Origin of the sequence: Eikenella glucosivorans (genome assembly GCF_016025525.2) — a bacterium.
Lineage (GTDB): Bacteria > Pseudomonadota > Gammaproteobacteria > Burkholderiales > Neisseriaceae > Eikenella > Eikenella glucosivorans.
Genome location: NZ_JACSGR010000008.1, coordinates 120,054 through 138,123, shown reverse-complemented (window position 1 = coordinate 138,123; position 18,070 = coordinate 120,054). Strand labels below are relative to the sequence as shown.

Sequence of the window (18,070 nt, the reverse complement as noted above, 5' to 3'; positions counted from 1 at the left end):
TTCAGGTAGCCCCTACATCGGCTTCAGCACCATCAGAAAATACATCACCACCGTCGCACAGAAGGCCGGATAGCCCAGCAGCTCCCACCAAAACTGATAGCGCTTGTAGCTTTCCGGCAGCGTGTCCGAGCCCGCCGCCCAAGCCGCTGCCGCCTGCCGCGCCATCTTGATTTGCAGCCACACCACCGGCAACCAGCAAGCCCCCGCCAGCGCATACAGCGCCAGCGTCCACTTTACCCACAGCCAAGCCCCGCCCCAAGTGAGCGGCATGCCCAAATGATGCAGCATCCACAATCCCGAAAGCGGCTGGAAAACCACCGCCGGCGTGGTGAACCACCAATCCGCCTTCATCACCCACTTCGACACCACCGCCTGCGCCGCCACCGAGCCTGAGCGGTTCGCCCAAAACAGGTAAAACGCCGTGCCGAAGCCCGTGCCCACCATCAGCGTGGCTGAAATAATATGCAAGGTTTTCACGATTAAATAAGTGTTCATTTTTATTACTTCCGTTTGAATATGTCTTTTCAGGCAGCCTGCAAAAATTCAATTTGCCTTTGGTTTCAGCGTATCGCGCGTCTTGCCGCGTACCACGCTTTCAAGTTATTCTTGCCGCGATATTTTCAGATTACATACCAACCCCATGCCCGCCGCCTATCTTGTCTATTTCGCCTGGATTGCCGCTTATGCCGCCTTTGCCTATGCCGCCATCCGGCATCCTGCAGCGTCTGATGCCCGATATTTGGACTATTTCGCCCTCGTCTTTTTCGGCATAACCCTGCTGCTGTTCAGCTGGCTGTTTGTCGCACAAGGCGCCACTCCCTTCGTGCAGGGCAATGTAGGCAGCGAACACGGCTACCGCAATTGGCATTTATGGTTTTCCGCCTTTCCCTACTTATATATCGGACACATATTGCTGCTCGCGTTCAGCACCGTCCGTCTGCTACTTCCGCCCTATCCGCCGCGTTCCATCCATTATTGCGCCCTGTTGCTGGCCTTGTTGGGCGGATGGCATGTCGGCGAATTCATGCCGACTGCTTAACCAGCTGCCCCATTTCAGGCTACCTGAAACACTATCGCCAAAGCACGTAATTTAACCGTTCGGTGCTCAGTCATTCGGCCGCAGCCTGACCCTTTTCCTCTTTGATCAACATCCACAATACTGCCAACACCGGCACATTCTTCACCAGCGGCGCAAACGGATGCGCCCACATTTCCGGCAGCCGTAGCGCCACAATCAGCGAATAACCCGCCACCGCCGCCAGCTGCGCCAACCACAGCCGAGCGCGCCAAGCCCGCCCCAACCCACCATAGCCGAAACACAGCAACCCGAAGCACACATCCAGCAGCGCCGCCCCCGCAAACACCGGCCACAGCCAGCCCTCCGGCAGCCCCACCCTGCGCAACAGCGCCAACGATTCCCCCGCCGCACAACACAGCGGCTGAATCCCGCTCCACAGCCACAACACCCCCAGCGAATACGGCAGATAGGCCGGCACAGACGGCTTTTGCGGCACGTTTTTCATTTTCAGGTAGCCTTTCAAAAGTTATTTATATTTCCTAAATTTCTGTCTAAACAGAAATATAAATTTAAAAATTTTGCGGGCTATTCCGCATGATGGTTCCCACAAACATTCAACCCCGCGCAGGCCGCCTGAAAACCAACCCACATTCTCAGGCGGCCGCCACCCCGCCCGCATTCGGCGGTGCCTCAACGGAAAAACTTCTGTATTCCCGCGCCCAGCTTCAGGATTTTCACCATCGTGCCGGCAGAAAGCTTCAGCATCTCGTTGGCCCACACCGTGAGTGTGTCGATAAAGTCGTGGGTTTGGCGGATTTTCTGCTGTGCGCCTTCGTTTTCCTGAGCGAATTCCGGGCTGTCGATGAGCGCCTGCAGAAACTGCCGCGTGGGCTCGATTTCGCGCTGTATGCGCACTTCGGCGATGGTGCGAAACAGCGTCCACACATCGTCGGAAGTGGCGAAATGGTCGCGCCTGTCGCCCATGATGTGCACGGTGTGCACCAGGAGCATGCCTTGCAATTCTTTGATGCTGTTGGAAACATTGGAGCGCGCCATATTGAGCGTTTCGCAGATTTCCTCGGCGTTCATCGGCCGCCCGATGATGTAGAGAAGCGCGTGGATTTGCGCCACGCTGCGGTTCACGCCCCATTTGGAGCCCATTTCGCCCCAATGCAGGATGAATTTTTCGGTGGTGGGATTCAGTTTCATGATGGTGCAGAGTTTAGGCGTATCTTTTATTTCTGTCAATACAGAAATTATGAAATAATTTTTCAGGTAGCCTGTTTGCCGTATGCAGGCTACCTGAAAATCTTTCCAAGCTTAGGCTTCGTCTTCGGCGGCCCATTCAATCTGTGTGGCGCCCTGCTCTTTCAGTTGGGCTTCAGCTTCGCGCCAGGCTTGGTCGAGCTGTGCGCAGGCTTTGCCTTCGGCTTTGAGGCCGAACAGCAGGCGGTAGCGGCGTTCGGTGCCGGGGGTGGCGGGCAGGCTGAAGCTTCGGATGCCGGGATAACGTTGCTCGATGTCGGCCATCAGGGCGCTGACGCGGGATTCGGGTAAATCGACCCAGGCGCTGATGCTGCGGCGTTCGGTTTGGTGCTGGAGGTGGGCGTAGTAGTGGTCGAGCACCCAGGCGGCCATGGGCTGCGCCATCACGGGGAAGCCGGGCAGGAAGTAGTGCTCGCGGATGGAGAAGCCGGCGATGTTGTTGTAGGGGTTGGGGATGAGGCTGCTGCCTTGGGGGAATTCGGCCATGCGCAGGCGGATGTGGTGGCCGGGGCTGTCGGGGCTGTCGCCGTGTTTGCGGGAGACGGCTTCGATATTGGCGGCGGCCTGAGGGTGCAGCTCGAGCGACAGGCCGAGGGCTTCGGCGGCGGCTTGGCGGGTGTGGTCGTCGGGGGTGCTGCCGATGCCGCCGGTGATGAAGGTGGGCCGGCCTTCGGCGAAGCTTTGGCGCAGGCGGCTGGCGAGGATGGGGCGGCTGTCGGGCAGGTATTGCACGGAATCGAGCAGCAGGCCGCGTTCTTTGAGCAGCTGTTTGAAAAAGGCGAAGTGTTTGTCTTGCCGGCTGCCGTGCAGGATTTCGTCGCCGACGACGATAAGGGAGAAGGTCATGTGATTCCTTTGGTGTGCAGGCTACCTGAAATTTGGTGTTCCCTTTTTCAGGTAGCCTCTAGGGATAACAGGCTACCTGAAAACCAATCCGCTATTTTTCAGGTAGCCTTTTCCTTTAATAGCTGGTGCCCGGCATGGGGCAGTATTGGATGGGCGCGGGGCGGGTGGGGTGCACTGCGCCGTTGGACTGCGGCAGGATTTCTACCACGGCCACATCGCAGCTGTTGCCGCCGCGCGAATATTGCACTTCGTAGTCCTTGCCGGGCTGCGGGGTGAGGCTGGCGGCCAGTCGGCAGCGATCCACGCGGCCGAGCGTTTCAGTGGAAAACGCGCCGTCGAGCACCAGCGCTTTGCCGGCGGGCACCACGAATTCTTTATACGATTCGCGGAACACCACGCCGGTGTCTTCGTTTACCGTGTTGCTGCGCTGGGTGGCAGGGATACCCACGGAAAGGTTGCGGATGCGGCGCGGCAGCCCGCCGGTAAAGCGGGTGTGGCGGCGCCGGCCTTGTTTTTCCGCCCATTGCTCGCAGGTGCTGTTCGGAATCATGCGCACCACGTCGCGGCCGTATTGGCCGTAGATGCGCAGGCGCGCCTGGTTTTGCGCGTTATACGGCACATCGCGGCGCACGATTTGCGATTTCTGCGACATAAAGCAGCCGCTCAAAGCCAAGGCGGCGCAAATGGGCAGCAATAATTTGATTTTCTTCATCAGACGTTCTCTATTATCAAGGGAAGGGTGAAACCGCTTAAATATAGCGAACCAACTTAACTTTCGCTACGGCGTTAGCTCGCCTTGCCGTACTCCTCTGTACTGTCGGCGGCTCGCTGCCTGGTATCGAAAGCCAATTTGATTCGCTATAAATGCTTACAGCAAATCTAAAATCTGCCCGGGCGCATCCAGCCGCGCATCGACCGGCCATTTGTGCACCGGGTCGCTTTCGGCGATGTAGCCCCAGTTGGCCAGCGCCGTGCGCATACCCGCGTTTTTGCCGGCCACCATATCGCGCTCGGCATCGCCCACATACAGGCAGCGCTCGGGCGCAATGCCGATTTGGCGGCAGGCATAGTGCATCGGCAGCGTGCTGGGCTTGGATTCGGCGCAGGTGTCGCCGCTCACCACCACGGCAGGCGGAACGGCAAAGCCCAGCTCGGGCACCAGGCGGCTGGTGAACACATGCGGCTTGTTGGTGATGATGCCCCAAGCAATACGGCGGCCGGCAAGCTGCTCGATCATGGGGTTGATACCTTCAAACAACACGGTTTCTTCATGAAAGCAGCGGCCGTATTCGGCCAGGTATTCCTGCCGCCAGCGCGGGTGGTCGGGGTGGCCCTTTTCGATACCGGTGCCCAGCTTAATCAAATAGTTCGCGCCGTGGCTGGCCACCGGCCGGATCTGCGCCATCGGCACGGCGGGCAGGCCGTTTTTGGCCAGCAGGCGGTTGAGCGCGCCGCCCAAATCCAGCGCCGTATCGGCCAGCGTGCCGTCTAAATCAAACAATACCGCTTGAATCATAAAGCCTCCAAAATGAGCAAACCAGTTTTCAGGTAGCCTCACCACGCACGCAGGCTACCTGAAAATATCTTTACCGCAGCTCCGAATTATAACGCAGGAATAAAATCCGGTTAAAAAACCGCTGCCGGAAGCCGCCTAATTCCTTGCCTTTTCGGCAAAACCCCGCCGTTGTGCCGTCTTTACACTTCTCCCCGCCCTACCCCGCCGCGCCCAAGCTGGTACAATGCGCCGCATCCCCTTTCACACCAGCAAAGGAAACCCCATGCCCCGCAAACCCTTCCGCCTCGCCGCCGCAGCCCTCTTCGCCCTCATCATCGGCACCGCCCAAGCCGGCGGCATCGAAGCCCTGCAAAAATTCAACGCCGACACCGACGGCATCAGCGGCAGCTTCAGCCAAAGCGTGCAAAGCCGCAACCGCACCCGCAGCGCCCAAGGCCGCTTCAGCATTTTGCGCCCCGGCCTCTTCAAATGGGAATACACCAGCCCCTACAAGCAAACCATCGTAGGCGACGGCAGCCACATCTGGCTCTACGACATCGACCTCGCCCAAATCACCAAAACCGCGCAAAACCAAGCCATCGGCGACAGCCCCGCCGCCATCCTCTCCAACAAAGACGCCCTCACCGCCAGCTACACCCTCAAAGAAGACGGCTCGGCAAACGGCATCGACTACGTATTGGCCACCCCCAAGCGCTCTAACGCCGGCTACCAATACATCCGCCTCGGCTTCAAAGGCGACAACCTCGCCGAAATGCGCCTGAAAGACAGCTTCGGCAACCAAACAACCATCAAATTCAACGGCCTGGACACCAAGCCCAACCTCTCCCGCAGCCAATTCCGCTTCACCCCCCCGCAAGGTGTGGACGTGCTCACCCAATAAGCCCCGTTCAGCATCGGCATAGCAAAGGCTACCTGAAAACCCGCCAACGGTTTTCAGGTAGCCTTATTGCACCGCCAAACGGCATAGCTTAACATCCGCCCATCTGCCACCTTCCGGAAGCCCCTCCATGCGCGACCCTGAATTCTTTCTCCACCGCTATGCACCGACTACAACTACCTTAGCTTTTCTCGAGGTTCCCTATGCCGAGCTGGTTGATTTTATCGTGCAGTGGGAACGTAAGCGGGATATAGTTAATGAATATCCTACCCCCACTAGAAAAATTGATATCGGGGGCACATGGGAGGAGCGATTGAATAGCCTGCTGCCACTCAACCGATCCAAAGTGATGGTTTCCGAAACCCAGTCTAATTGGTGCGTTTATGTTAATAATAGTCCCAATGGTACAGACCTTAATGCGGATCCTCCTTATTTATGTGAGAAATTAGGAGTGCGCGAGATAGCCGTAACCTTGGTACGGGATATTCCTCAAATTAAACCGGGTTCGACACAGTTTCTTTATGAAGATGGTACACGGCCAGAAAAAGTGCTTTCTGCAACAGGGACAGGCTGGCGCAATCAATTTCCCTACCGTTATATTGCGGCACATCATGAAAGCCGCTGGGAGTTTGAAGAAAGGGGTGATCCCCTCCCATTTGAGGAATTTGAACAATACCAAGCCCGGCGCATCAAAGACCGGCTGACTCCGGAAATGGTGGAGCGCTATTGCAGCCATTTCGGTATCGACTTATTCAATCCCGATTTTTACAGAGGGAGGGCCTGTGTGTTTGAAAGCTGGGTACATCCGGAGCGTCGGAAATTATTGCACTTTCCTAATCAGCAGGGCTAGCCCATCTCATTTCCACCAAATTCGCCCCACTTTTTTTCAGGTAGCCCATCTATCCGGCAAAAGGCTACCTGAAAAATTTCTCTTGCCTCGTTTCCTCTGCCGCCAACCAAGCATCAATGCCCAATCTGCCTAACTTTTTCAGGTAGCCTCTTCACTTTCATCATCAACCCAGCCCTACTCCCCCGCCACATCAATCACCACCACCTCCGATTGCGAGCCCAGCCGCAGCGGCACGCCCCAGAAGCCGTAGCCGGAGGTAACGAAATAATGCCCCTGCCCGCGCGCCTCGTAGCCGTAGGCCAAATCGTTGAGCAGCTTCACCAAGAGGTTGGCAGGGAAAATCTGCCCATTGTGCACATGGCCGGACATTTGGATATCAATCGGCAATTTTTCGTGCTGCGCGATGGAAGTGGGGCGGTGGTCGAGCAGGAACACGGGCTGGGCAGTGTCGGTTTGGGCCAGCAAATCGGCGGTATCCGCGCGCTGCGTGTCCATCTCGTCCGGCCGGCCGACCACCCAAAAGCGCTGATCCACCAGCACCGCGCTGTCGTGCAGCACGGTAATCCCCGCCTCTTGCAGCGCGGCGGCAATCTCCGCCTGATGGCCGAACAAATCATGGTTGCCCAGCGTGGCATACACGCCCAAGGGCGCGCGCAGGCGCTGCAAATGCGGCTGCATATTTTCCAGGCGGTAGGCCTCGGTGTCGTCGTCCATCAGGTCGCCGGGCAACAGGATGATGTCCACCCGCTCGCGCTGCATGATGCGCACCAGCTCGTCGATCTGCCGGCTGCCGAACAGCACGCCCAAATGCAGGTCGCTGGCCATGCCGATACGCACCGGCCTGCCCAAAGGCTTGTTAATCCGCACAGAATAATGCCGCACCACCGGCGTGTAGGCGTTATACAACGAGAGGGCAAACAGCCCGCCAAACAACAGCACGGCCGCCACCCGCCGCAGCCGCGCCGTGCGCTCCGGCGGCCACTTCAGCCGCAGCAGCCGCCCCAGAAGCCACACCGCCAGCATGGTGAGCACGCCGTACAGCAACACCACCATCCACAGCGAAATGAGCCGGAACAGCAGCGGCCACACGCGCAGGAAAGACAGCGCAAACAACCCGTTGCCCACGCCAAACACCAGCAGCCACACCACGCGCCGCCCGCCCTTTTTCAGGTAGCCATCCAGCAGCCAAATCAGCCCGCGCCCAAACAGCCAGCCAAACAGCTGCATCACCAACACCACCAGCGCCAACACCCACCACATAAAATTCCGTCCGTTTGCATTAACTGAAAAGGGCGCGGATTGTAGCGCAGGCAAATGTAAACCGCCGTTTAGCACGGGCGGCGGTATGCCGCGCCTCAGCTGCAAAAAATCCGGCTCACCTGGTTGGTGCCTATATTTTCAGGTAGCCTCCCTGCCTGCCATAGGCCACCTGAAAACCCAATCCTTTTTGCGCTATACTCCCTCCATGCTCACCGACAGCCATTGCCACCTCGCCGACCCCGCCCTCGCCGGCAGGCTACCTGAAATCCTCAGCAACGCCCGCGCCGAGGGGGTGAAGCGTTTTATCGTCCCCGCCGCGCACGCAGGCGATTTCGACAGCGTCTGCCGCCTGCACCGCCCGCCCGAATGCTACGGCGCCATCGGCCTGCACCCCTGGTTTGCCGAACAATTTTCATCCCAACTGCTCGACCAAAGCGCCGCCCTGCTGCAAACCCATCCCAAACTGCTGGCAGGCGAAATCGGGCTGGACTACTACGGCGAACGCAAACAAACCCGCGCCGCGCAGCAAACTGCCCTGCTCGCCCAGCTTGAGCTCGCCAAGCAATACCGCCGCCCCGTCATCTTGCACCACGTGCGCGCCGCCGCCGACACCGTGGCCGCGCTCAAGCAAACCAGCTTTCACTGCGGCGGCATCGCCCACGGTTTTTCAGGTAGCCTCGAAGAAGCACACGCCTTAATCGGCTGCGGCCTGTTCATCGGCATCGGCACGCTGGCGCTCAATCCCAACGCCCGCAAAGTGCGCACCGCCGCCGCACAGCTTCCCTTAGAACACCTCGTGCTGGAAACCGACAGCCCCTTTATGGTTCCCGCCGGCGAAACGGAAAACACCCCCGCCAACGTGCGGCGCGTGGCCGAAACCGTGGCCGCGCTGCGCGGCATAAGCTGGCAGGAAGTGGCCGCCGCCACCGAGCGCAATATCGGCCGTTTGCTGGCATTCTGATCGCTTGTGCCATGCCCTACCAATCCGTTTTTCCCCAATTATTTCATTATTATCCTAAGCCCGACACCCGCCGCTATCTCTTTGCCGCTCCATTTTCCCGCAACCGCAAGCCAAGCCGGTTCATTCACTTGCACCGTCCTACCGAAAACAGGGCAAATGGGGTAGAATGCCGCGCACGCAGGCGGCTTTTCAGCATGATTATCCGTTTTCTGCGCGGGCTCAATAATCTGCCCGAAAGTGATCCAGCCTTCCCCTGTCTGCTTAACCCAACATCAAGGAGTGCCCCATGAGCGACCTGAATACCCTGTTCCAACAAATCAAACAGCGCGATCCCGAACAAGCCACCTTCCATCAAGCCGTAGAAGAAGTTTTCGGCAGCCTTGCCCCGTTCCTCTCCAAAAATCCCCAATACACCAAACACAACCTGCTCGGCCGCCTGGTTGAGCCCGAGCGCGTGATCCTGTTCCGCATCTCCTGGGTAGACGACCAAGGCCAGGTGCAGGTAAACCGCGGCTACCGCGTGCAGATGAACTCCGCCATCGGCCCCTACAAAGGCGGCCTGCGCTTCCACCCCACCGTAAACCTGGGCGTGCTCAAATTCCTGGCCTTTGAGCAGGTATTTAAAAACGGCCTCACCACCCTGCCCATGGGCGGCGGCAAAGGCGGCTCCGACTTCGATCCCAAAGGCAAGAGCGACGGCGAAGTGATGCGTTTCTGCCAAGCCTTCATGACCGAGCTCGCCCGCCACATCGGCGCCGACTTGGACGTGCCCGCCGGCGATATCGGCGTGGGCGCGCGCGAAATCGGCTACCTCTACGGCCAATACAAACGCGTACGCAACGAATTCGCCTCCGTGCTCACCGGCAAAGGCCTCAGCTACGGCGGCAGCCTGATCCGCCCCGAAGCCACCGGCTACGGCACCGTGTATTTCACCGAAAACATGCTGAAAACCCGCAACGACAGCATCCAAGGCAAACGCGTGGTCATCTCCGGCTCCGGCAACGTGGCCCAATACGCTGCCCAAAAAGCCCTGCAACTGGGCGCCAAAGTGCAAACCGTGTCTGATTCCGGCGGCTTCGTGAAATTTGCCGACAGCGGCATGACCGAAGCCCAATGGCAGGCCTTGAGCGAGCTGAAAAACGTGCGCCGCGAACGCCTCTCCGTGTATGCCAAAGAGCAAGGCCTGGAATACCACGAAGGCAAACGCCCGTGGCACGTGCCCTGCGATGTGGCCCTGCCCTGCGCCACCCAAAACGAGCTCAACGGCGAAGAAGCCCAAGCCCTGCTGAAAAACGGCTGCATCTGCGTGGCCGAAGGCGCCAACATGCCCTCTACCCTGGATGCGGTTAAAGCCTTCACCGACGCGAAAATCCTCTACGCCCCGGGCAAAGCCAGCAACGCCGGCGGCGTGGCCACTTCCGGCCTCGAAATGAGCCAGAACGCCATCCGCCTCTCTTGGAGCAGCGAAGAAGTGGACAGCCGCCTGTTTGACATCATGGGCAACATCCACGAAAACTGCGTGGCCAACGGCACGGAAAACGGCTACACCAACTACGTGAACGGCGCCAACATCGCCGGCTTCAAGAAAGTGGCCGACGCCATGCTGGCCCAAGGCGTGGTGTAAACCCAAGCTGCGGCCGGCGCTTACCGCTGCCGCAAACCGCAACGCTGCTTCCCCCTCGGAAGCAGCGTTGTTTTATCGCCGGCCAAAGGAGGCTACCTGAAAAATGGTAGCGCAGTTTTCAGGTAGCCTTTTTCAGGTAGCCTCCCTGCACCGTTGCATTCCCCACTCAAGCAATCACTCCAGCAGTTTCAATAGAAATTATTTTTATTTGGCATAAGTGATTGGTTTAGAAATCCATACGCCCACCCATACACCGCCCTGCCACAAAGCCTTACATTCCGCAATCTTTTTTTTGCCGCCAAAATACATTATATTGTGCGAGTTTCACTCACCGAACACATTATCTTGTGTTGTCACTCGAAATCAGGATGGGAAAATGAACGATACCGTTAATCTCAAAGTCACCAAGCGCGACGGCCGCTTGGAACCGATCAACCTGGATAAAATCCACCGCGTGGTTACCTGGGCCGCCCAAGGTTTGAGCAATGTTTCCGTATCGCAGGTCGAACTCAAATCGCACATCCAGTTTTACAACGGCATCCGTACCGACGACATCCACGAAACCATCATCAAAGCCGCCGCCGACCTGATTTCCCAAGATACGCCCGACTATCAGTATCTCGCCGCGCGTCTGGCGATTTTCCACCTGCGCAAAATCGCCTATGGCGAGTTCGAGCCGCCGCACCTGTACGACCATGTTAAAAAACTGACCGACGCGGGCAAATACGACCGCCACATCATCGAGGATTACAGCCGCGAAGAATTCGACGAGCTGGATGCCTATATCGACCACAGCCGCGACATGACTTTTTCCTATGCGGCCGTGAAGCAGCTTGAGGGCAAATATCTGGTGCAGAACCGCGTTACCCGCCAGATTTATGAAACGCCGCAGTTTTTATACGTTTTGGTGGCGATGTGCCTCTTCAGCAAATATCCGAAAGAAACGCGTCTGGACTACGTCAAACGCTTTTACGATGCCGTTTCTACGTTCAAAGTATCGCTGCCGACCCCGATTATGAGCGGTGTACGTACGCCGACGCGTCAGTTCTCAAGCTGCGTATTGATCGAATGCGACGACAGTCTGGATTCCATCAATGCGACGACCAGCGCGATTGTGAAATACGTTTCCCAACGCGCGGGCATCGGTATCAACGCCGGACGCATCCGCGGCTTGGGCAGTGAAATACGCGGCGGCGAAGCGCAACACACCGGCTGCATCCCGTTCTTCAAAATGTTCCAAGCGGCGGTCAAATCCTGCTCGCAAGGCGGTGTGCGCGGCGGCGCGGCGACTTTGTTCTATCCCTTGTGGCACATCGAAGCCGAAAGCCTGCTGGTGCTGAAAAACAACCGGGGCGTCGAAGACAACCGTATCCGTCAGTTGGATTACGGCGTGCAAATCAACCGCCTGCTCTATACCCGTCTGATTAAAGGCGGCAACATCACCTTGTTCTCGCCCAATGAAGTCCCCGGCTTGTACGACGCATTCTTTGCCGATCAAGACGAGTTCGAGCGTCTTTACACGAAATACGAGCAAGATCCGAACATCCGCAAACGCACTTTGTCGGCCACCGATTTGTTCTCCACGCTCATGCAGGAGCGCGCCGGAACAGGGCGTATCTATATCCAAAACGTCGATCACTGCAATACCCACAGCCCGTTTGACCCGCGCGTCGCGCCCGTACATCAGTCCAATCTGTGTATGGAAATCGCCCTGCCGACCAAACCGCTGGACAACATCAACGATCCGAACGGCGAAATCGCCTTGTGTACATTGTCCGCTTTCAACTTGGGCGCATTAAACAATTTGGACGAATTGGAAGAACTCGCCGATTTGACCGTGCGCGCACTCGATGCCCTGCTGGATTATCAAGACTATCCGGTCGAAGCCGCCCGCACCGCCACCATGAACCGACGCACCCTCGGCATCGGCGTCATCAACTACGCCTACTATTTGGCGAAAAACGGCGTGCGTTACAGCGACGGTTCCGCATTGGGTTTAACCCACCGCACCTTTGAAGCCATGCAGTATTATCTGCTCAAAGCGTCCGTGAACCTCGCCAAAGAATACGGCGCGTGTCCGCTTTTCAAGGAAACTGTGTATTCGCAAGGCAAACTGCCCATCGATACCTACAAAAAAGACTTGGACGCCGTGTGCAGCGAACCGCTGTTGTGCGACTGGGAGAGCCTGCGCACCGACATCGTCAAATACGGCCTGCGCAATTCTACGCTGACCGCACTCATGCCGTCTGAAACCAGCTCGCAAATCGCCAATGCCACCAACGGCATCGAGCCTCCACGCGGTCTGGTGACGGTCAAAGCATCGAAAGATGGCATCCTGAAACAGGTCGTCCCCGAATTTGAAAGACTGAAAGACGCCTACGAAACCCTGTGGCAGCTTCCGGGCAACGACGGCTACCTGAAACTGGTCGGCGTCATGCAGAAATTTGTCGACCAATCCATTTCCGCCAACACTGCCTACGACCCGGGCAAGTTCGAAGGCAATAAAGTTTCCATGAAACAAATGCTCAAAGACCTGCTGACCGCCTACAAATACGGCGTCAAAACCCTGTATTACCACAACACTCGTGACGGTGCGGACGATACCCAGACGGATATTCAGGATGATGGATGTGCAGGCGGGGCTTGTAAGATTTAAACATATTGACGACTATTTTGAAAATATTTAAACCTTTATAAAAAAATTGGATATAGATATTATGGATGCCACAATTATTACTTCTGTGATAACGGCAGGTGCCACTACCTTGATAACAAAAGGGGCTGAAGCCCCTGCACACACATTTAATTTAATCTGGAAGCAGGTTTTTGGAACTATTGATAATTGGCTTGAAAAACAAGAAATTAAAAGAAGAACTGAAATAGAAGATTTTTCGAGAAAAATTAATAGAGAATTAGAAGATATCCCTGCTGAAAATATTCAAGAACCCAAGATGAGTATCTTAGGTCCAGCAATGGAGGCTGCTCAGTATTATTTAGAAGAAAATGAACTAAGAAAAATGTTTGCAAAATTAGTAGCTTCTTCATTTGATAATAGAAATAATGAAATTATCCATAATGGGTTTGTTGAAAAACTGAAATCACTTTCTTCACATGATGCTAGATTACTTAAATTTATCAAAGAAAATTTGAACGAAATAGCCGTTGGCGAATATTATATGACGTATCTTGATGGAGATTTAACTCTTAGTGATGTAATATGTTTAGCATTTGGAGAAGAGAATATTAAGAAAAACTCTATATCTTTGGACAATTTAGCACATCTTGGTTTGATTCAAGTGGATTTAACACGAAAATATACAATGGATGAAAAATATGGAGAATTTTATACTACAAATCTATATTTTTATTTAAGTAAATATAATCAAATCAATGAATTAAAAAATTCTATACAGAAACAATTACAGATTATGTCAAAAGAAGAATTAGCATTATCTATTGGATATTCTTCTGACTTTATTGAGGATTGTTTAAAAGAAAGAAGCGTAATATTAAGAAAAGGAACATGTAAATTGACATCTCTTGGTAAAACATTTGTTAATATTTGTTGTGAATAAATTTACGCAATAGATTCTAAATTTTAAATTTATTAAGTAATAATTTAATAGATTCTAACTTAAAGAGACCCGCCATGTCCTGCGAACACCTAGTCATGTCCTACAGCACCTTTTCCAAAACCCAAAACGACGCGCTCAAAGAGCCGATGTTTTTCGGTCAGCCGGTAAACGTTGCCCGCTACGACCAGCAGAAATACGAAGTATTTGAAAAACTGATTGAAAAACAACTGTCGTTTTTCTGGCGGCCGGAAGAAATCGACGTGTCGCGCGACCGTATCGACTATGCGAATCTGCCCGAACACGAAAAGCATATTTTCATCAGCAACTTAAAATATCAGACCCTGCTCGACTCCATCCAAGGCCGCAGTCCAAACGTGGCTTTGCTGCCCTTGGTGTCCATTCCCGAGCTGGAAACTTGGATTGAAACGTGGAGCTTCAGCGAAACCATCCATTCGCGCAGCTATACCCACATCATCCGCAATATCGTCAACGACCCCTCCATCGTGTTCGACGACATCGTACAGAACGAATACATCATCGCCCGCGCGGAAGACATCGCCTGCTATTACGATGATTTGATCGAATATACCCAATATTACAATCTCTTGGGCGAAGGCGAACACCGCGTAAACGGCAAAACCATCGTGGTCAACCTGCGCGAGCTTAAGAAAAAGCTCTACCTCTGCCTGATGTGCGTCAATGTACTCGAAGCCATCCGTTTTTATGTTTCCTTCGCCTGTTCGTTTGCCTTTGCCGAGCGCGAGCTGATGGAAGGCAACGCCAAAATCATCAAGCTAATTGCCCGCGATGAAGCCCTGCACCTCACCAGCACCCAGCATATGCTCAACCTGATGCGTGCCGGCGCCGACGACCCCGAAATGGCCGAAATCGCCGCCGAACTAGAGCAAGACTGCTTCGAGCTGTTTAAAAAAGCCGCCCTGCAGGAAAAAGAATGGGCCGAATACCTGTTTAAAGACGGCTCCATGATCGGCCTAAACAAAGACATCCTCTGCCAATACGTTGAATATATTACCAACCTGCGCATGCAGGCCGTCGGCCTCCAGCCCGCCTTCCCCGCCTCCGCGCAAAACCCGATCCCTTGGATCAACGCCTGGCTCTCCTCCGACAACGTACAGGTTGCCCCGCAGGAAGTGGAAATCTCCTCCTACCTCATCGGCCAGATCGACGCCGAAGTCAATGCCGAAGATTTGGGCGATTTCGAGCTGTAGCCCGCCGGGCATCCGAGGCTACCTGAAAAATCCTGCCGAACTTTTCAGGTAGCCTCAAATTCCGGCTGCAAACCATCCCTTTCCCGCTGGATAAGGCGGTACGCCACAGGCCGGCTTCAGTTTCAAAGTCACCCATTTTTCAGGTAGCCTTCAAAGGCTACCTGAAACCTATTCCCAAAGAAAATCAATCAACAATCAACCTTTATTACTTCCCACCACCCGCCCCAGAACTTTTCAGGTAGCCCGAACAAAATTAAAGCAAACAAGGCACGCGGCGGCCAAGCAAAACCCAAACAGCATCCCGCCACGTCCGCATGCTAAAATCCCGCCCTTCCGCCCTTCCCTTCCTCCCCGCCCGCCATGCCCACCGCCAGCCAAATCGAAGCCCTGCTGCCGCAAACCCAATGCCGCCAATGCGGCTACGACGGCTGCGCCCCCTACGCCCAAGCCATGGCGCGCCGAGAAGCCCCCATCAACCTCTGCCCGCCCGGCGGCGAAATCGTGATGCACGAGCTCGCCGCCCTGCTGCACACCCCGCCCCTACCCCTCGCCCAGCCCGAAAAAGCCGACGCAAAAGCCCTCGCCCATATCGACGAAGCCGCCTGCATCGGCTGCACCGCCTGCATCAAAGCCTGCCCCGTCGACGCCATTCTCGGCGCCTCCAAACTCATGCACACCGTGCTGGCAGACGAATGCACCGGCTGCGGGCTCTGCCTGCCGCCCTGCCCCGTGGACTGCATCGACATGCGCCCCGTGGCCGACCCCTTCCTGCCCCGTGCCGGTGCCGCCGCCCAAAGCGCCGACCCCCGCCGTGCCGCCGCCGACCACGCCAAACAGCGCCACCAACAGCGCATCCACCGCCAGCAGCGCCTCGCCGCCGAACGCCAAGCACACCTCGCCGAACGCGCCGCAGCCGCCCAAGCCGCCGCACCAAGCCCCTCCCCAACCGCCGGCCCGGCCAAACCCGCCTTCAACCCCGCCGACCTCATCGCCCGCGCCATGGCCAGCGCCCAAGCCCAACAAAGCCAACGCGCCGTGCCTGCCAACCGCGAAAACTTCCGCCGCCAAGAAATCGCCGCCGCCCAACAGCAAGCCGCCTACCGCCGCGCCCTCAAAAACCTCCGCTACGGCAACGAAGCCGAAAAAGCCGCCGCCCGCGACTATCTGCGCCAGCGCAAAGCCGAAGAAGAAGCCCAATCCCCAAGCTAAACCCGCCGCAGGCTACCTGAAAACGCCAGCCTCTGCGAAGCCGAAACACAGGCTTCCATATAGTCAAAACATCCTGCCCAAACATAAAGCCCCAGCCTTCCCGGCCGGGGCTTTTTTCTTGCCGCAAACCCTTTCTGCAACCTGCTGCCGTTTTTGCTCTGCAAAAGCCGGAGTTTTCAGGTAGCCGCCATTCCGTGCGGCAAACCCGTACTCCCGCCCATCAGCCCAATGCCGCCTCCACCGCCGCCAGCGCATGAATCGCCGTGCTGTCGAACACCGGCAGCAGCGTGTCGGCCTCGTGCACAATCAGGCAGATTTCGGTGCAGCCGAGGATGATGCCTTGCGCGCCCTGCCCCTGCAGGCCTCGGATAACGCTTTGGAAACAGCGTGCCGATTCGGGGCGGATTTGGTTGCGGCATAATTCCTCAAAAATAATGCGGTGGATTTCATCCTGCTCGGCGGCGCCCGGCACGACGCAGCGCACGCCCTGCGCCGCCATACGCTCGGTGTAGAAGCCGTCGCTCATGGTGAAGCGGGTGCCGAGCAGGCCGACAGTGTGCAGGCCTTGCCGTTTGATAACGGCGGCGGTGGCATCCACAATATGCAGCAGCGGGATGCGCACCGCCTGTTTGATGGCCGGGGTGACTTTGTGCATGGTGTTGGTGGTCAGCAGCAGGAAGTCCGCACCGGCGGCTTGCAGTTTGCGCGCACTGGCGGCCAGATATTGCCCGGCGGCCGCCCAATCGCCGGCGGCCTGCAGGCGCACAATGTCTTCGAAATCCACGCTGTCGAGGATGATTTTGGCGCTGCGGTTGCCGCCCAGGCGGCGGTTGGTTTCGCGGTTGATGGCTTGGTAGTAGAGCACGGTGCTTTCGGGGCTCATGCCGCCGATGATGCCGATGGTTTGCATACTGGATTCCTTGCTTGGTGTAAAACGGCGGTAGGTTTGCCTGACTTTTCAGGTAGCCTCACGGCATTATATCAACCACCCAAACGCGCGGCGCAGCTCTGCCGTGCCGTTTGCTTCGCAGCAGCGGCCGTGGGCGAGGATGATTTTTTTCGGCTGCCAGGCCAGCATTTGCGCGAGGCTTTGGCGGGCGGCGGCGCGGTCGGTGAAGGTGGCGCGCCAGTCGGGCGGGGTTGTGCCATTGGGCGCGGCAAGGCCGGCGAGTTTCATCACGCCCGCCCAAAATCGGCTGGGGAATCGGTCTGCTTCGAAGTTTTCGATGAGGTCGGCCAGGATGAGCGTGCGGCTGGCGCGGTGGAAGAAAACGGTTTCGGTCATGGCGCGGCTGCCGAGGAAGGGCAATTGCGCAATGTCGGCCGCCCATTGCGGCGGGGCGGCGCTGCCTAGGTCGGCATCGAAGGAGACGGGGATGTGCTGGGATTTTGCCCGTTCGCGCACGCCGAGGCTGGCCCAGGCTACGGCTTGCGGGTAGTGCGTTTTCCAGGCGGCGATGTGGGCATAGTGGATGCGGTTGGGCGACACGAGGTGGCGCACTTCGCCCAGCGCGTTGATTTGCGCCAAAAGTTCGGGCGCAGGCTCGATGGGCGAGTGGCACCACAGGCCGCCGTCGGAGAGGCGCACCACGGTCATGCGGGTGCTGAAGGGGATGCGCACGCCGAGCGGGAAGGCCATGCGGACGATGCCGCCGTCGGCAATCCAGATGTTTTCGCCGAAGGGCTTGAGGGTGTGCAGCGGGTGGTAGAGGCAGATGGGGGCGCTCATGCGGTTTCCTTATGGGATGGGCGGCGTTTTGCCTGCGCTTGGAGGCTACCTGAAAACCAAAATGTGGCTTCAGCGCAGTTAAACTTTCTGCTGAAGGCAATCCGAAGTTT

Annotated in this window: 18 protein-coding genes; 9 read left to right on the top strand and 9 right to left on the bottom strand. The window is 56.7% G+C overall.

Annotated elements, in window-relative coordinates; genetic code table 11:
- Positions 1 to 12: 12 nt before the first annotated feature.
- A complete protein-coding gene (locus H9Q10_RS11205; protein WP_197904063.1) occupies positions 13 to 495 on the bottom strand; it encodes a DUF2269 family protein in 483 nt (160 codons plus the stop codon).
- A 145-nt stretch (positions 496 to 640) separates the two neighbouring features.
- Between H9Q10_RS11205 and H9Q10_RS11200 the strand changes: the two genes are divergently transcribed.
- Positions 641 to 1,039: a hypothetical protein gene (locus H9Q10_RS11200; protein WP_197904062.1), complete on the top strand. Its 399-nt coding sequence runs from the start codon at positions 641 to 643 to the stop codon at positions 1,037 to 1,039.
- A gap of 70 nt (positions 1,040 to 1,109) precedes the next feature.
- Here H9Q10_RS11200 and H9Q10_RS11195 read toward each other — a convergent pair whose 3' ends face one another.
- The 5 genes from H9Q10_RS11195 to H9Q10_RS11175 all read right to left on the bottom strand — a co-directional run bounded on the left by H9Q10_RS11195 (position 1,110) and on the right by H9Q10_RS11175 (position 4,646).
- Complete coding sequence (locus H9Q10_RS11195) at positions 1,110 to 1,523, bottom strand: DoxX-like family protein (RefSeq protein ID WP_197904061.1); 414 nt, start codon at positions 1,521 to 1,523, stop codon at positions 1,110 to 1,112.
- Between the two features lie 185 nt (positions 1,524 to 1,708).
- Positions 1,709 to 2,227 (bottom strand): GbsR/MarR family transcriptional regulator, encoded by a 519-nt coding sequence (locus H9Q10_RS11190; protein WP_197904060.1) that lies wholly within the window; start codon positions 2,225 to 2,227, stop codon positions 1,709 to 1,711.
- Between the two features lie 111 nt (positions 2,228 to 2,338).
- Entirely contained in the window at positions 2,339 to 3,130 is a 792-nt protein-coding gene (locus tag H9Q10_RS11185; RefSeq protein WP_197904059.1) for a competence/damage-inducible protein A, read from the bottom strand.
- A gap of 115 nt (positions 3,131 to 3,245) precedes the next feature.
- Positions 3,246 to 3,842, bottom strand: coding sequence for a hypothetical protein (locus H9Q10_RS11180; RefSeq protein WP_197904058.1), 597 nt, complete (start codon positions 3,840 to 3,842; stop codon positions 3,246 to 3,248).
- A gap of 156 nt (positions 3,843 to 3,998) precedes the next feature.
- Entirely contained in the window at positions 3,999 to 4,646 is a 648-nt protein-coding gene (locus H9Q10_RS11175) for an HAD family hydrolase (RefSeq protein WP_197904057.1), read from the bottom strand.
- Positions 4,647 to 4,908: 262 nt separating this feature from the next.
- Between H9Q10_RS11175 and lolA the strand changes: the two genes are divergently transcribed.
- Together lolA and H9Q10_RS11165 are read left to right on the top strand one after the other, a co-directional pair.
- The gene (lolA, locus tag H9Q10_RS11170; RefSeq protein ID WP_197904056.1) at positions 4,909 to 5,526 is read left to right on the top strand and encodes an outer membrane lipoprotein periplasmic chaperone LolA; all 618 of its coding nucleotides are present in this window, start codon (positions 4,909 to 4,911) and stop codon (positions 5,524 to 5,526) included.
- Between the two features lie 127 nt (positions 5,527 to 5,653).
- Complete coding sequence (locus H9Q10_RS11165; protein WP_197904055.1) at positions 5,654 to 6,373, top strand: hypothetical protein; 720 nt, start codon at positions 5,654 to 5,656, stop codon at positions 6,371 to 6,373.
- A 174-nt stretch (positions 6,374 to 6,547) separates the two neighbouring features.
- Here H9Q10_RS11165 and H9Q10_RS11160 read toward each other — a convergent pair whose 3' ends face one another.
- Positions 6,548 to 7,633, bottom strand: a complete 1,086-nt coding sequence (locus H9Q10_RS11160) for a metallophosphoesterase (RefSeq protein WP_197904054.1) — start codon at positions 7,631 to 7,633, stop codon at positions 6,548 to 6,550.
- Positions 7,634 to 7,838: 205 nt separating this feature from the next.
- Here H9Q10_RS11160 and H9Q10_RS11155 point away from each other — a divergent pair, with 205 nt between their 5' ends.
- From H9Q10_RS11155 to H9Q10_RS11130, 6 genes are all read left to right on the top strand, one after another.
- Positions 7,839 to 8,594 carry a TatD family hydrolase gene (locus H9Q10_RS11155; RefSeq protein ID WP_197904097.1) on the top strand — a complete coding sequence of 252 codons (756 nt, stop codon included), beginning with the start codon at positions 7,839 to 7,841 and terminating at the stop codon, positions 8,592 to 8,594.
- A gap of 286 nt (positions 8,595 to 8,880) precedes the next feature.
- Positions 8,881 to 10,218 carry an NADP-specific glutamate dehydrogenase gene (gdhA, locus tag H9Q10_RS11150; protein WP_197904053.1) on the top strand — a complete coding sequence of 446 codons (1,338 nt, stop codon included), beginning with the start codon at positions 8,881 to 8,883 and terminating at the stop codon, positions 10,216 to 10,218.
- 376 nt (positions 10,219 to 10,594) lie between these two features.
- On the top strand, positions 10,595 to 12,874 hold the full coding sequence (gene nrdA / locus H9Q10_RS11145) for a class 1a ribonucleoside-diphosphate reductase subunit alpha (protein ID WP_197904052.1): 2,280 nt from the start codon (positions 10,595 to 10,597) through the stop codon (positions 12,872 to 12,874).
- Between the two features lie 61 nt (positions 12,875 to 12,935).
- The gene (locus H9Q10_RS11140; RefSeq protein ID WP_197904051.1) at positions 12,936 to 13,793 is read left to right on the top strand and encodes a DUF4393 domain-containing protein; all 858 of its coding nucleotides are present in this window, start codon (positions 12,936 to 12,938) and stop codon (positions 13,791 to 13,793) included.
- A gap of 95 nt (positions 13,794 to 13,888) precedes the next feature.
- A complete protein-coding gene (nrdB, locus tag H9Q10_RS11135; protein ID WP_197904096.1) occupies positions 13,889 to 15,022 on the top strand; it encodes a class Ia ribonucleoside-diphosphate reductase subunit beta in 1,134 nt (377 codons plus the stop codon).
- 360 nt (positions 15,023 to 15,382) lie between these two features.
- Positions 15,383 to 16,231 carry an RnfABCDGE type electron transport complex subunit B gene (locus H9Q10_RS11130; RefSeq protein ID WP_197904050.1) on the top strand — a complete coding sequence of 283 codons (849 nt, stop codon included), beginning with the start codon at positions 15,383 to 15,385 and terminating at the stop codon, positions 16,229 to 16,231.
- A gap of 220 nt (positions 16,232 to 16,451) precedes the next feature.
- On the opposite strand, the gene H9Q10_RS11125 is transcribed toward H9Q10_RS11130, so the two are convergent.
- Both H9Q10_RS11125 and H9Q10_RS11120 read right to left on the bottom strand, forming a co-directional pair.
- A complete protein-coding gene (locus H9Q10_RS11125) occupies positions 16,452 to 17,141 on the bottom strand; it encodes an aspartate/glutamate racemase family protein (RefSeq protein ID WP_197904049.1) in 690 nt (229 codons plus the stop codon).
- A gap of 66 nt (positions 17,142 to 17,207) precedes the next feature.
- Positions 17,208 to 17,960 (bottom strand): DUF4336 domain-containing protein, encoded by a 753-nt coding sequence (locus tag H9Q10_RS11120; protein ID WP_197904048.1) that lies wholly within the window; start codon positions 17,958 to 17,960, stop codon positions 17,208 to 17,210.
- Positions 17,961 to 18,070 lie beyond the last annotated feature (110 nt).